12 protein-coding genes are annotated in these 14,617 nt (G+C 40.9%); 4 read left to right on the top strand and 8 right to left on the bottom strand.

Annotation, left to right across the window (positions count from 1 at the left end):
- Positions 1-177: 177 nt before the first annotated feature.
- The 3 genes from B9T24_RS12965 to B9T24_RS12955 form a co-directional block, all read right to left on the bottom strand.
- Positions 178-399 (bottom strand): hypothetical protein, encoded by a 222-nt coding sequence (locus tag B9T24_RS12965; protein WP_004650184.1) that lies wholly within the window; start codon positions 397-399, stop codon positions 178-180.
- Positions 400-517: 118 nt separating this feature from the next.
- Positions 518-2,308: an aspartate--tRNA ligase gene (gene aspS / locus B9T24_RS12960; RefSeq protein WP_086166157.1), complete on the bottom strand. Its 1,791-nt coding sequence runs from the start codon at positions 2,306-2,308 to the stop codon at positions 518-520.
- Between the two features lie 162 nt (positions 2,309-2,470).
- Entirely contained in the window at positions 2,471-3,235 is a 765-nt protein-coding gene (locus B9T24_RS12955; RefSeq protein WP_086166156.1) for a DUF4184 family protein, read from the bottom strand.
- 143 nt (positions 3,236-3,378) lie between these two features.
- On the opposite strand from B9T24_RS12955, the gene znuD reads away from it, so the two are divergent.
- Complete coding sequence (znuD, locus tag B9T24_RS12950; RefSeq protein ID WP_086166155.1) at positions 3,379-5,424, top strand: zinc piracy TonB-dependent receptor ZnuD; 2,046 nt, start codon at positions 3,379-3,381, stop codon at positions 5,422-5,424.
- Positions 5,425-5,530: 106 nt separating this feature from the next.
- On the top strand, positions 5,531-6,994 hold the full coding sequence (locus B9T24_RS12945) for a phospholipase D family protein (protein WP_086166154.1): 1,464 nt from the start codon (positions 5,531-5,533) through the stop codon (positions 6,992-6,994).
- Between the two features lie 178 nt (positions 6,995-7,172).
- On the opposite strand, the gene B9T24_RS12940 is transcribed toward B9T24_RS12945, so the two are convergent.
- On the bottom strand, positions 7,173-7,622 hold the full coding sequence (locus tag B9T24_RS12940; protein ID WP_086166153.1) for a hypothetical protein: 450 nt from the start codon (positions 7,620-7,622) through the stop codon (positions 7,173-7,175).
- A gap of 183 nt (positions 7,623-7,805) precedes the next feature.
- Between B9T24_RS12940 and B9T24_RS12935 the strand changes: the two genes are divergently transcribed.
- Entirely contained in the window at positions 7,806-8,327 is a 522-nt protein-coding gene (locus B9T24_RS12935) for an RcnB family protein (protein WP_086166152.1), read from the top strand.
- 136 nt (positions 8,328-8,463) lie between these two features.
- On the opposite strand, the gene B9T24_RS12930 is transcribed toward B9T24_RS12935, so the two are convergent.
- Complete coding sequence (locus B9T24_RS12930; protein ID WP_004650176.1) at positions 8,464-8,961, bottom strand: phosphate-starvation-inducible protein PsiE; 498 nt, start codon at positions 8,959-8,961, stop codon at positions 8,464-8,466.
- A 247-nt stretch (positions 8,962-9,208) separates the two neighbouring features.
- On the opposite strand from B9T24_RS12930, the gene B9T24_RS12925 reads away from it, so the two are divergent.
- Positions 9,209-9,835, top strand: coding sequence for an FMN-binding negative transcriptional regulator (locus B9T24_RS12925; RefSeq protein ID WP_074946743.1), 627 nt, complete (start codon positions 9,209-9,211; stop codon positions 9,833-9,835).
- Positions 9,836-9,896: 61 nt separating this feature from the next.
- On the opposite strand, the gene B9T24_RS12920 is transcribed toward B9T24_RS12925, so the two are convergent.
- The 3 genes from B9T24_RS12920 to B9T24_RS12910 form a co-directional block, all read right to left on the bottom strand.
- Positions 9,897-11,678 (bottom strand): acyl-CoA dehydrogenase C-terminal domain-containing protein, encoded by a 1,782-nt coding sequence (locus B9T24_RS12920; protein WP_086166151.1) that lies wholly within the window; start codon positions 11,676-11,678, stop codon positions 9,897-9,899.
- 181 nt (positions 11,679-11,859) lie between these two features.
- A complete protein-coding gene (locus B9T24_RS12915) occupies positions 11,860-13,662 on the bottom strand; it encodes an acyl-CoA dehydrogenase C-terminal domain-containing protein (RefSeq protein ID WP_086166150.1) in 1,803 nt (600 codons plus the stop codon).
- A gap of 296 nt (positions 13,663-13,958) precedes the next feature.
- Positions 13,959-14,594, bottom strand: a complete 636-nt coding sequence (locus B9T24_RS12910) for a hypothetical protein (RefSeq protein ID WP_086166149.1) — start codon at positions 14,592-14,594, stop codon at positions 13,959-13,961.
- Between the last annotated feature and the right edge of the window lie 23 nt (positions 14,595-14,617).

Genomic DNA, 14,617 nt, shown 5'->3' with positions numbered 1-14,617 from the left:
TTATAGTTAATATCATTATAAGAAGAATAATTCTGGAAAGAGTTTTATCGCATGAATGCGGCTGCGCCATTTCTAAAGCATAGAAAATGAGGTTAAAAGTCTTGAGAACAAAATAAAAAATGAAGTACGACCACTAGGCAATAAAATGAGATCAACCTAGTGGCGATAGAGAAAAAGCTATTCAGCTTTATCGGCATTACCTTTTAAGACCATATAAATCAAACTGACAAAAATGAGTAAGGCCCCACCTAAGCTGCTGACACAAAAATAAAGAATACGTTGATTAGTATCAATATTAAATAAACCATTGGCTAAAATGTAACGCATAAATAACCACTGAGCGATAGCGAATACCATTAATACAAGTGCACGACGACGGACAGCAGGACGCATAGCCATAAGGTTTAGCTCACACCAAAGGAGAAAATAGGTCGCTATTATGCCATTCTCAAGACATGATCTCAATGCAATAAAAAACCCTGCATGAGCAGGGTTTTTTAGCACTGAATTTAAAGGATTAAGCTTCTGCTTTAACTTCAGCTTTTGGTTTTTCGCGTAGACGAATACCGAGGTCACGTAATTGATTCGCTTCAACTGGCGCAGGCGCTTGAGTTAAAGGACATTCCGCAGTCTTGGTTTTCGGGAAGGCAATCACTTCACGAATAGAAGAAGCACCTGTCATTAACATCACCAGACGGTCAAGACCGAATGCCAAACCACCGTGTGGAGGCGCACCGTAACGTAATGCATTGAGTAGGAAGCTAAATTTTTCTTCAGCTTCTTCAGCATCAATGCCTAGCGCTTCAAAAATGGCTTGTTGCATTTCTAAAGTATAAATACGCAGTGAACCACCGCCCACTTCAGTACCATTCAAGACCATGTCGTAAGCGACAGACAGCGCAGCACCCGGGTTGTTCTTCACTTCTTCAACGCTTGATTTTGGTAGCGTGAATGGGTGATGTACAGAAGTCCATTTGCCATCATCTGTTTCTTCAAACATTGGGAAGTCAACAACCCAAAGTGGTGCCCACTCGCAAGTCGCTAATTTCATGTCATGACCGACTTTGATACGTAACGCACCCATCGCATCGTTCACAACTTTGGCTTTGTCTGCACCGAAGAATACGATGTCGCCATTTTCAGCACCGACACGTTTCAACAAATCAAGCACGATTGGCTCGATGAATTTAACGATTGGTGATTGAAGACCTTCAATGCCTTTTTCAAGTTCGTTGACTTTAATATAAGCCAAACCTTTCGCACCGTAGATACCGACGAATTTAGTATATTCATCAATTTGGCTACGTGGCAATGAACCTGCGCCCGGTACACGAAGTGCAACAATACGACCTTTAGGATCTTTAGCAGGGCCTGCGAATACTTTGAACTCAACGTCTTGCATCATGTCTGCAACGTCAACCAATTTCAAAGGAATACGCATATCTGGTTTGTCAGATGCATAATCACGCATCGCATCTGCATAAGTCATACGTTGGAATTTTCCGAAGTCAACATTAAGCAGTTCTTTGAACATTTTAATGGTTAAAACTTCCATCAAATCCATAATGTCATCGTCACTCATGAACGATGTTTCAACGTCGATCTGGGTGAATTCTGGTTGACGATCGGCACGTAAGTCTTCATCACGGAAACATTTAGCAATTTGGTAATAACGGTCAATACCACCCACCATCAACAATTGTTTAAACAACTGTGGTGATTGTGGCAGTGCATAGAAGCTACCGTTCGATACACGACTTGGCACTAAATAGTCACGTGCGCCTTCAGGCGTTGCACGGGTCAAAATTGGTGTTTCAACGTCTAAGAAACCATTTTCTTCGAAATAGTTACGAATGAGGTTGGTCAATTTAGAACGGAAACGTAAACGATCAAGCATTTCAGGACGACGAATATCGAGGAAGCGATATTTCAAACGAACTTCTTCAGAAATATTGGTATTTTCATCATTTAATGGGAATGGCGGTGTTTCAGAAGCAGCAAGAACTTCGATGTCTTTGGCTAGAACTTCGATTTGACCACTCACCATGTTGGCATTTTCTGTGCCTTCATAACGACGACGTACACGACCTGTAATTTTAAGTACAAATTCAGAACGTGCTTTGTCAGCAGTTGAGAATGCTTCAGGTGTATCAGGGTCAATCACCACTTGCACAAGACCATCACGGTCACGCATGTCGAGGAAGATAACACCACCGTGGTCACGACGACGATGTACCCAACCGCATAATGTAACGGTTTGGTCAATTTGAGCTTCGGTTAAAGTACCGCAGTAATGAGTTCGCATCATAGCGTAAAAAATCCAACTATATGGGTTAAGGCAAGCGTATACGTAAACAGCGTACCGCCTTTGAATGTTGAATTATGCCTCTTTGGGCAGGGTGTCACAAGAAGTAGATCTAAAAACAACGCCAAATCACTGAAAATTGCTGCATCATTTCACTTTAGCGTATTAACCCAGTCGATGATCACGATCAAAAAATAACAACAACAGACTGCCTAAGGTAAATACGGATAAAGCCCCTTGGGTAAATTCATTGATTGATTTACCAACAAAAAAGTACAGATCTGCCTGCCATATTTCTGTGGAAAAATAGCGGGCATAATCCCAAGCAGAAAAACAGCCAACAGCGAAAGATGTTAGTAAAAGTGTGACAGCAAAGTATTTAATTTTTGGGCTAATTGGGTGGTGTTGCTGATGTTGTCGGTAATATTGCAGGCACATGTAAAGCAAAATAGGTAAAACCACAATAGAGCTACCAATTTGTAAAATGCGATGCACAGGATATTGATGATTAAACAAAGTGAGGTTTTGACTTAGAAAGTCTTTAAAGGCAAAGGTTCTAAAATCGACATGGGTTAAACCATCCCAAATAATATGCGTTGCTGTGCCAACAAGCACCGCAGCAATGACCCCAATGAAAAATTTAACCGCTGATTTGAAACTCTCAATATGTAATGGGTGTTGAATCCCGCTTAAGCGGTAAATCACAGGGCGATAGAGCAGATACCAAAGTAGACAAAAAACCAAGCCAATCCATAAGTCGGGATGAATAATTGATGTCCATAAATGGGTGGTATTGGAGTTTTCTTGGGTAAATAAGCGGTATAAATCAGGCACCATACAACCAATAGCCAGTGCAGCAACAGGCAGTGCATGACCTGTTAACTTGGAAATAGGCGGTGCGAGTACAGCATGCGATATGGTAAAAGGCATCTAAAAATCTTTAAAATTCAATGATGATTTAATGGTAGAAACACAGTCTAGCCGAAGCTGTTTAAAAGAAATGTTTTTTATTGCAAAAAAGATGAAATGTTATATTATAACATTATTCAGATTTTGTCGCTTTGAGCCTGCACATGTCCTTCCATAAGAATTTAATTACACTGTCTATCTTTGCCGTCATTACGCCTGTCGTTTTTGCTGATGATCATCTTCAAAATCAACAATTAGAAACCATTCAATTAAAAGCACATCCCTTGGTACAATCGGCTGCCGATTTTGCAGTGGCAGATCATGTGGTAGAGCATCAGGCTTTGGCTGAACGTGGAGCAACCATTGGTGATGCACTTGCAGATGAACTGGGAGTGTATTCTAACCAATATGGCTCAGGCTCTAGCCGTCCCGTGATTCGTGGGCAAGATGGGCCACGCGTCAAAGTCCTACAACATGCTTCGGAAACAGCCGATGTTTCTGCACTATCTCCTGACCATGCCGTGACTGTAGATCCAATTTTAGCCAAGCAAGTGGAAATTATTCGCGGGCCATCGACCTTGCTATATAGTGCAGGCACAGTGGGTGGTTTAGTCAATGTCACGGACAATAAAATTCCCACCCAAATGCCAGAAAAAGGCATTGAGGGACAGGCGGGGATGCGTTATAACTCAGGCAGTGATGAAAAACTCGCCAGTGTCGGGGCAACCGTCGCTTTAGGCAATCAAGTTGCACTACGGGTAGAAGGTTCGACCCGAGATGCAAACAGTTATATTGCACCGAATTATTTTCATGACCATGATGGCGAATTAGAAAAAGAACGTCGTGTCGGCAATACCTTTGCTCAAAGCGATACTGTCAATGTCGGTTTATCGTGGATTTATGATCGTGGCTTTAGCGGTATTTCATATAGTAATCGTCAGGATCAGTATGGTTTACCGGGGCATAGTCATGAATATGAAGACTGTCATCCGCATGACAATAACTTGCATTGTGGCAGTCATACAGGACATACCCATGATGAAGATGAGCATGCTGCTGGCCCTTGGGTTGACCTTAAATCGGAACGCTATGATTTCCGTACTGAATTGAATAACCCATTTGCAGGCTTTGAAAAATTACGTGCCCATGCCAGTTATACCGACTATAAACATGACGAACTGGAAGAAAATACGGTGGCAACCCGCTTTAAAAGTCAGGGCTATGATGCACGTTTAGAATTGGTACACAATCCTATTGCCAATTGGGAAGGGGTAATTGGAACACAGTATAATCAGCAAAAACTGGATATTACCGGTGAAGAATCTTTATTGAATCCAAGCAAAACACAAAAATGGAGTCTTTTTGCTTTAGAACATAAGCAATTTAATGATGTGCATGTGGAATTGGCTGCGCGTTTAGATCAGCAAAAAATTGAAATTGATTCCAATCAAAAAGATTTTGATGATTATGGCATCTCTTATTCAGGTGCCGTGAATTGGCAGTTTGCACCAAGTTATAAATTGTCTGTGGTTGGTTCTCATCAAGAGCGTTTACCTTTGGCGCAAGAGTTATATGCCAATGGCAAGCATTTTGCGACCAATACCTATGAACGTGGCAATGAAAATTTAAGCGCAGAAAAATCCAATAATATCGAGCTTGGTTTGCATTATGAGCAAGATAAGTTGGATTATCATGTGCATGTTTATCATAACTGGTTTGATAATTATATTTATGCCAATACCACAGCATCCTACAAAGATTTTCGTTTGGTTGATTACACCCAAGACAAAGCCAAATTTTATGGTGCAGAAGCACAAGCCTCTTATGCTGTAACCGATGAGTATAAAGTTAGTGTATTCGGTGATTATGTCCGTGGCAAAATTGAAAGCGACAATGCACCACGCGTTCCAGCAGGTCGAGTCGGAACGAAAGTCGATGCCAGTTTTGATGACCATTGGTCAGGTTTGGCTGAGTATTATCATGTGTTTAATCAGGGCAAGATTGCCAGTTATGAGCATGAAACGGATGGCTACAACATGGTTAATGTTGGTGTGTCTTATGCAGGACAATACGCGAAAAACAATGATTATCGTGTGTATTTTAAAGCCAACAACTTGTTAGATGATCAGGTCTATTCACATGCGTCCTTCCTGTCGAATATTCCGCAAGTCGGGCGTAACTTTACTGTAGGTTTAGAATTTGGTTTCTAATTTCACGCTATAAAACACTGTAGGGCTGAAGCTTAATTCACAGAAAACCTCTTGAAAAATCAAACCATAAAACCTAGTCTGATGCGATTGGACTAGGTTTTTTGTTATGCGTATTTTTCAACGAATTCATCAAAAATTGAATTGGTCACGCCGTCGTTATGTCGGCGTAATGGTCAGTTTATTGGCTTTGGGCTATCTCTCATCAGCGATTTATCATACCTATAAGCCCTTGCCTGAGGGCTTGGATTTTACCGGTAAGTTGCGTCATGCTGAGGTGAAGTTTATCGCTGATCAAACCTATATTGATATGCAGGGCAAACAACAACAAGAGCACCATATTTTTAATCAAATGTTGCAAATGATTGATGAGGCACAAAGCACCGTTGTGCTGGATATGTTCTTATTCAATAAAGAGGTTGGCGAATCTGGTGTCGTGCACCGTACACTTACTCAGCAACTCACCGATACTTTAATTTTAAAGCGCCGTGTGCAACCGAATATTGAAATTAAGGTGATTACCGACCCGATTAATTCAGTCTATGGCGGTGTTGCACCAGCGCATTATCGTCAGTTACGCGCAGCGGGGATTGATGTGATTGAAACGGATTTAACACCGCTACGTGCATCCAATCCACTTTGGTCTGGTATTTGGTATATCTGTTGTCAAGATGCAGGCAATAATCCTGAAAAGGGTTGGTTGCCTAACCCATTTGGTCAACAAAAGATTACCTTGCGGAGTTATTTCAACTTATTTAATTTTAAAGCCAATCATCGTAAAACTTTGGTGGTAGATACCGCTCAGGGGTGGAAAACTTTAGTGACCTCTGCTAACCCGCACGATGGTAGTTCACGTCATTCCAACGTCGCCTTGCTGGTTTCAGGCAATACTGCAATTGATGTATTAAAGACTGAACAGGCTGTAGGCAGAATGTCCAAAGGTGATATTCCGATGGTGATTATGGGCGAGTTTGAGGCGGCACAGTCTTTGCCGCAAGTTCAGGTGCTGACTGAAAAAGCCATTTATGATGCAACACTCAGATTGATTGAAACGGCAAAGCCACAAGAGCAAATTGATTTAGCCATGTTCTATTTGTCGGAACGGGATATTGTCAAAGCGTTAATTGCGGCACATCAGCGCGGGGTAAAACTGCGCGTGTTACTTGACCCGAATAAAGATGCTTTTGGTCGTCAAAAAAATGGTATTCCAAACCGCCAAGTGGCATCTGAACTCAATGATGCGGGTGTGCCTGTACGTTGGTGTAAGACCCAAGGTGAGCAATGTCATAGCAAAATGATTGTGAAACACAATGCGCAACATGCCGAGCTGATTTTAGGTTCAGCAAATTTCACGGCACGGAACATTAAAAATTATAATTTGGAAACCGATTTACGTGTGGTCGGGGCATCACAAGCGCAGGTCTTTAACGATGCCAATCAGTATTTTAATACTGCTTGGTCGAACTTAGAAGGTAAAAATATGAGTGTTGATTACAGTGCTTATGCGGATGAGTCGAAATTTAAATACGCAATTTATCGCTTTATGGAATGGAGTGGGGTATCGACTTTTTAGGAAATCGTTCCAAATTTTTTAAATCCCTCCCAACCTCCCTTTGAGAAAGGGAGGAGCTATCTTATTTAAGTATTAATAAGGAAGGATGAAAGTCCCTCTTTTTTAAAGATGAGCTATATATGGCACAAGAGGGAAATTGAATTTATTAAAGATAAAAAAGCGCATTAAGCGCTTTTTTTTATTGTGGATTTGGGGGAACTAATTTATCCAAATCGGCATCTTTTATTTTATCCAGTTCAGATAAATCCGTTTTAATTTTCCACTGACTTTCATCTTCAACGGGTTGTGGTAAACGTGCTTCTAACCAATCACATACGACATCAGGTGGAAAGTCAGGATGATTACACTGAATCACCCAAGCTAAAAAGTCTTTTGCTTCACCATTCATGTAGGGCGGTGGTGAAACAGGGAGGAACTGCGTTGGCAGGCGTTCATTCTTTGAAATGTAATTCAGCACATGCCCCAATTCTTGCACGGTTTGCCATGCCAGAGGGTGCTCTACATTAATTTGAAATTTAAACCACCATGCATGTTGACCATCTGAACCATAAGCATCAATTAATGCTTCTTGTATACTCGGCACTTTACAAAAGAATTGATGTAGGCGGTCAAAACTTAAATCAGACACTCTGCTTGATCCAGTAACAAAAAAGAATATCTTAGCATAAACATCGGGCATGCTTAGTTGCATGAACGCATGAAATGGTTCAAATATTTGGTTTACAAAACGTTGCATTAGATGGTTTTTTATTCATTCTTTATCCTAAACTAAAGATTAGAATGGTTGTATCAACGATATTGGGAGTCTCTGATGAAAGTAGCAATTCTTTATGCTCTGGGTGGCATGGTGCTTCTTGGGGCTTCAGCAATGACTCAAGCAGAAAACCGTTGGTCAAATTATCAAGGTGTCGATACCAGCAAACATCAACATCGACCGAGCTATCCGCAAAATAATTATCCATCAAATGACTATACTTCAAGTCGACCTAATTTTTCCTTGCATCAACCGAATTATCCACAAAACAACTATCCGCAAAGTAGTCACCCACAACATCGACCCCATTATCCAAGTCGACCAACACCATCATATCCGCCACATGGTGGCTATCCACCGATCCAAAATGGGGTGAGTATTCAATATCATGCCCCAACCACCATTACGCAGAACTCGCAAAGTTATAGCTGGGTGAATGGTGATCCGAATGTAGCCCGAATTGAAAGTTCAAATTCGGTTTTAATTACCGATTGGCGTCGTTTAGGTTTACCCGCACCACCTACAGGAATGTATTGGATTTATGAACATGGTCGTTATGTGTTAGTGCCGAATCGATAATCTAAAAATATTTTTAGTACAGTGTTTGAATAAAAGAATTCTTGCTCAATCCGAATTTGTACTTGGTTTAAAGCAATACTTTAAACTTTATTCAATCCCCCTTTACCTACAGGGGGATTGAAAAAACATGATGCTTTTAAGCCAATTCATCATCTTGCGGACGAGGTGTTTTACCTTCTGGTAGCGGTTTTTCACTGTGCTTGTCACGAATTACGGATGGATAATTCCAAGATGCAAAACGTACAATCCAAATTGAAAAAGCCAAAATAAGAATAGAACCGGTGATAATGATCAGATCCATATCTGCTTTATGGTCATGTTGAATGTCGGAAATGAGCAGGCGGGTTAGTGCTGTAATTGCAACATAAATCAGAAAGCGCACTGGCATGTGATTGGTTTTAAAATAAATTCCAACCATTGCACCTAATTCTAAATAGATAAATAACAATAAAATGTCATCAATGGTTGCATATTGTTTGACGGTTAAAATATCAATTACGGTATGTACCGCAGACCAAGCCACCATACAGCCAATAATAAACAGCGCGACATAGTGAAAGGTTTCAACGGCTAAATTGCCTAATTTGTCGAGGAGGGCTTCAATTTTTTCAACTTTGGGATTTCGTTCAGACATTTTTTCCTCCTTATTTTATAAAAACTAAGATGTATTAAATAGCATGCAAATTTCATGCACATGAAAGATAAATCAAAAAATTATTGATTCAATTTTCTGTTTGAATGAGAGGGTATGTCGCTCATGCTTTATTGCTGTTTGCTTCGTCTAGTCGCATATAAAGACCAATAGAGAATAGTATTTTACAATGACTCATGTGCAGTAGTCGTTTTAGAATTTAGTGATATTGATTTTTTGAGCATAATAAATGTATTTACCCACGCATTTTAAACAGGAAAACCTTCCGGAGCTTTTCGATTTAATTGAACAACATTCATTGGCAAGTGTCATTGTTACCCATGATGGACAAATCGAAGCGAATCATATTCCACTCGAGTTAGATTCAACTCAAGGTGAGTTAGGGGTACTTAAAGGACATATTGCAAAAGAAAACCCCTTGTTTGAAATTTTAGATCACCCTGTATCCGCGTATGTGATTTTTCAGGCAGAGCAGGCTTATATTTCTCCGAATGGGTATGCGGGTAAACATGAGCATCATCGCGTTGTTCCGACGTGGAATTACCGTGTGGTGCATGTCACAGGAAGTATCCAAAAAATAGAGGATCCAAAATATTTACGTGGCATATTGGCGCGTTTAACGCGTACTCATGAATCATTACAGGATATTCCTTGGAAAATGGGGGATGCACCGAATGATTTTATTGAAGAACAACTTGAGAAAATTGTGGCAATCGAAATTGAAATTTCTTCGATTATAGGAAAATTTAAAGTTAGTCAGAATCGTTCAAAAGCAGATGCTGAAAATGTCGCACATGCTTTAGAAAAGCATCATCCTGAAATGTCTGGGACGATTCGGAAATATTATCCAAAATAAAAAAGATCATCCAAAAAAACGCCTGACAATGCAGGCGTTTTTTAAAGCTTAGTTCGGAAAATTAAGCCTGAGTGGTAAAGTAGTCTTCGCTAAAGTTCATAATCACTTCTGAACCAGCTTTTACTTTGGTAATACGAAGTTCAAGCTCTGGCAAAATGCGTTGTACGAAGTATTGAGCTAGTGCCAATTTATTTTGATAAAACTCGCCATTTTTCGCTTGTGCTGCATTGGCAATTTTTGCGAACATATACGAGAAGCTTAAAAGACCCACTGCATGCAGGTAATCAACCGCCGCAGCGTTCGGGAATTCGATATTTTCACTTGCAGCTTCAATCACATATTGCGTCACTGCTTCAATTTCAGTTGCAGCATCTAATGTTGCATCTTTAATGAAGTTTAACTCAGCGTCTAAACCGTTAGCAAAGTCACGAATCTCAGAGATATATTCTGCAATGAATAAACCGTTGCATTTAATGGTTTTACGACCAATTAAATCTTGCGATTGAACACCATTGGTGCCTTCGTAAATTTGTGCAATACGTAAATCACGTACGCATTGTTCCATACCCCATTCACGAATATAACCATGACCGCCAAATACCATTTGTGAATCAATTACTGCATTAAAAGCGGTATCGGTTAAATATGCTTTGGCAATTGGAGTAAGAAGGGCAACACGGTTATTGGCCGCTTTAATTGCTTCTGGATCAGTTGAGAATTTCGTGATATCCAATTGTTGTCCGACATAGACCGCAAAGGCACGAGATGCTTCATTGTTCGCACGTGCATTCAGCAACATACGACGAACATCACCATGAACTAAAATGCTGTCCGCAGGTTTATTTGGAGATTGAACGCCAGATGCGCTACGACCTTGTAAACGGTCTGTCGCGTATTGTGCTGCATTTTGGTAAGCATATTCAGAAGCCCCTAGACCTTGAATACCCATCGATAAACGTTCGTAGTTCATCATCACGAACATTGCTGCTAAGCCTTCGTTTTCTTTGCCGACTAAATAACCTTTAGCTGCATCAAAGTTCATGACACATGTTGCAGAGGCTTTAATCCCCATTTTGTGTTCGATTGAACCCGGACCTGCCGTATTACGTTCACCTAACGAACCGTCAGCATTGACCATGAATTTCGGTACGATGAATAAAGAAATACCACGAGAACCCGCAGGTGCATTCGGTGTTTTTGCTAAAACAAGATGAATGATGTTTTCAGAAAGGTCGTGGTCACCACCAGTAATAAAGATTTTAGTCCCTGTAATGTTGTACGTACCATCTGCATTCGGTTCAGCTTTGGTTTTGATAATACCCAAATCCGTCCCTGCATGTGGCTCTGTTAAGCACATGGTACCTGACCATTCACCTGTATACATTTTAGGTAAATAAGTTTCTTTTTGCTCTTGTGATGCATAGCTGTTTAACGCCATACCCGCACCGACAGAAAGAAGCGGGTAGAGCATGAATGATGGATTGGTTGCGAATAACATTTCATCAGAAAGAACAGTCAGCATTTTTGGCATTGCCTGACCGCCCCATTCTTCGTCAGCGCCTAAACCGATCCAACCACCTTCAGCATATTGTTTGAATGCTTCTTTAAAGCCAGCAGGAGTCGTCACATTGCCATTGCTAAATGTTGCACCTTCTTCATCACCGGTACGGTTGATGGGTAACGTCACGTTTTGCGCAAATTTAGCCATTTCTTCAAGAATAGCTTCTGCCGTCGCAGCATCGATATGTGCAAGATTTTCATTGGCTTGCCAGAATTGCTCTGCATTGAATACATCATTAAGGATGAATTTCATATCTGCAAGTGGCGCATTATAGATTGGCATGATTCGGACACCTGTTTTTGTTTAAATTTTGGTATTAGTCAGTCTAAGCAAGGGATTTCGAGCATGTTAGACGACTAAGGGGTAATATTTATGTGTATTTATAAAGAAAAAGGACCGCCAAAGCTATGACCGTCCTTTTTCTTTTTTGTACTCATGAGTACAGTTTTTTTACAATGTTTTATTAGAAAGCGAAATGTTCAGCATCTAAAGACATCAATGGCTCTAAACCACCCGCAATCACGTCAACGTGTGAGCGAACGCGTGGTAGAATTTTCTTGAAGTAGAAACGTGCAGTAGTTACTTTCGCGTTGTAGAAGTCAACGTCAGTAGTACCCGCAGCAAGCGTTTCTTGTGCTACAAGTGCCATACGCGCCCATAAGTAAGCAAGAGTTACGTAGCCAGAGAAGTATAGGAAGTCTACCGCAGCAGCACCCACTTCATCTGGGTTTTGCATTGCACGCATACCAATCTGCATTGTCAAATCACCCCACTCTTTATTTAGAGTAGCAAGTGGTTCAACAAATTCTTTCATTCCTACATTGTCTTTGTTTGCATCGCAGAATTTGTGAATAATCTTAGTGAAGTCTTTCAACATTGCACCTTGAGTACCCAACACTTTACGACCTAACAAATCAAGTGCTTGAATTTCAGTTGTACCTTCGTACAAGCAAGCAATACGTGTATCACGTACGATTTGTTCCATGCCATGTTCAGAAATAAAGCCATGACCACCGAACACTTGAACACCGTGCTTCGCAGATTCTGAACCTGTTTCAGTTAAGAATGCTTTTGCAATTGGTGTCAATAGGGACAAGATATTGTCAGAAGATTTACGCTCTTCTTCTGTTGCACCTTGCTCAACCACGTCCGCATGTAAAGACAATAAGTAAACCAGTGCACGACCACCTTCAGCAAAAGATTTTTGCGTTAAAAGCATGTTACGTACAGCAGGGTGAACAATAATTGGATCTGCTTCTTTTTCTGGCGCTTTTACACCTGAAAGTGAACGCATTGCCAAACGGTCTTTCGCATAAGTAAGTGCACCTTGGAATGAACCTTCAGATGCAGATAAACCTTGAATTGCAGTACCAATACGTGCCGTGTTCATGAAGGTGAACATGCAGTTTAAGCCGCGGTTTTCAGGTCCAATCAAGAAACCTTTTGCGTTGTCAAAGTTGATCACGCAGGTTGAGTTACCATGGATACCCATTTTGTGTTCGATTGAACCACAACGAACTGCGTTACGCTCGCCCACAGAACCATCTGCGTTTAAGTTGAACTTCGGTACGATGAATAAAGAAATACCTTTAGTGCCTTTTGGCGCGCCAGGAAGACGTGCAAGAACAATGTGTACAATGTTCTCAGCCATGTCATGTTCACCCGCTGAGATAAAGATTTTCTCACCCGTGATTGCATAGCTACCGTCAGCTTGTGGCTCAGCTTTAGAACGGATAATACCCAAGTCAGAACCAGCGTGTGATTCTGTTAAGCACATCGTGCCTGTCCAAACACCTGAAACAAGGTTTGGTAAGTAAGCATCTTTTTGTTCAGCTGAACCGTGGTGTTCCAAAGTACGAACTGCACCGTGAGAAAGACCCGGGTACATACCCCATGCCCAGTTCGCAGTACCGACCATTTCTGAAATCACGTTACCTAAAGAAACAGGTAAAGCTTGACCGCCGTATTGCTCTTCAGCAGAAAGAGAAGGGAAGCCAAGTTCGATGTATTTTTGATACGCTTCTTTAAAGCCTGTTGGTGTTGTTACAACGCCATCATTCCAAGTACAACCTTCGCGGTCGCCGCTTTGGTTGATTGGAGACAATTCGTTTTCACAGAAATCTGCAGCAGCTTCTAAATATTGGTCAACCAATTCACGGCTTACGGTTTCCTGAAATGCAGGTAATTTAGAATAGTGTTCTTCTGCATTCAATAGCTCATGCAGTACGAATTGCATATCACGTAAGGGCGCTTTGTATTGTGGCATATCGGTTTCCTCAATACTGGTTTAACCAGCTTATAATCCTAATAAACATTGGAACGTGCCTTCTATGACACGTATTTCTATGGCTCAATCGTGCAACATCTTCCCGCTTGGTACAAGCTTTTCCATGCCTTTTCTTGGTGACTGTAAAGTCAAAGATTTTTCGCTTGAAATTGCTAAGTATGTTGAGTGTAAATGCTTTTATCCTTTATTCGATGTTATAAATAGTCAAATACGTAAATTTTTATGTCCAATAAAAAAGGCGCATAAATGCGCCTTTTAAAATTTGGTGGAGATATTTATAGGGCTGATTTCACTGGAGCGGCAACAGGGGCTTTAGGTTGGAAGTGAATTTCACATTGACCATTGATGGTTTGCACACCGACTTTGATCTGAATTGCTTTACCATGAGTTTGACCTTGGCAAGCTTTAGTAATCGCTTGTTGTATTGCTTGACGTTCAGCTAAACGCTGATCAAATTGCTGCGTTAGTTCAGCACGTCGAGCATCTGTTAAAGGCTGGTCATGTTGCATATGCATACCCTCATGCATTTCACCGCGCATTGGACGATGCTCATCTTTCATGGAATACTTTTCCCCACGCATTTTTTGACCAGTTTTATGCTCTGGTTTAAATGTCATGCTGCACGTACCCTCAAGGGTCTTTTCACCGGCTTGAATTTGTACAGTTGTACCTGCTGCTTTGCTCTTACAGGCTTTTTGAATTTGTTCAAAGACTTGTTTACGTTCATGACGTGCTTGTTTGAACTGTTCACGTTGTTCATCTGTCATTTTGCGTTCATGCCGAGGATGATGATCTTTCATCATGCGAGCATGGTCATTATCTTTAACGCTATGGCTTGATTGGCAGGCGGTTAAAGCGCCTAGACTGAGAATACTTGTACCCACTAAAGCAATTTTTATCATGGAATTCATTGTTTTTAGCTCCAATGAAAATA

Source organism: Acinetobacter sp. ANC 4654 (assembly GCF_002135425.1).
Classification (GTDB): domain Bacteria; phylum Pseudomonadota; class Gammaproteobacteria; order Pseudomonadales; family Moraxellaceae; genus Acinetobacter; species Acinetobacter kyonggiensis.
Note: the sequence above shows the minus strand (reverse complement) of the source record. Positions and strands in the feature narration are given on the sequence as shown.

Coding starts and splice junctions, on each gene's coding strand:
- B9T24_RS12910 (WP_086166149.1), bottom strand. CDS start 14,594: ATGAATTCCATGATAAAAATTGCTTTAGTGGGTACAAGTATTCTCAGT.
- aspS (WP_086166157.1), bottom strand. CDS start 2,308: ATGATGCGAACTCATTACTGCGGTACTTTAACCGAAGCTCAAATTGAC.
- B9T24_RS12945 (WP_086166154.1), top strand. CDS start 5,531: ATGCGTATTTTTCAACGAATTCATCAAAAATTGAATTGGTCACGCCGT.
- B9T24_RS12930 (WP_004650176.1), bottom strand. CDS start 8,961: ATGTCTGAACGAAATCCCAAAGTTGAAAAAATTGAAGCCCTCCTCGAC.
- znuD (WP_086166155.1), top strand. CDS start 3,379: ATGTCCTTCCATAAGAATTTAATTACACTGTCTATCTTTGCCGTCATT.
- B9T24_RS12965 (WP_004650184.1), bottom strand. CDS start 399: ATGGCTATGCGTCCTGCTGTCCGTCGTCGTGCACTTGTATTAATGGTA.
- B9T24_RS12935 (WP_086166152.1), top strand. CDS start 7,806: ATGAAAGTAGCAATTCTTTATGCTCTGGGTGGCATGGTGCTTCTTGGG.
- B9T24_RS12955 (WP_086166156.1), bottom strand. CDS start 3,235: ATGCCTTTTACCATATCGCATGCTGTACTCGCACCGCCTATTTCCAAG.
- B9T24_RS12915 (WP_086166150.1), bottom strand. CDS start 13,662: ATGCCACAATACAAAGCGCCCTTACGTGATATGCAATTCGTACTGCAT.
- B9T24_RS12925 (WP_074946743.1), top strand. CDS start 9,209: ATGTATTTACCCACGCATTTTAAACAGGAAAACCTTCCGGAGCTTTTC.
- B9T24_RS12920 (WP_086166151.1), bottom strand. CDS start 11,678: ATGCCAATCTATAATGCGCCACTTGCAGATATGAAATTCATCCTTAAT.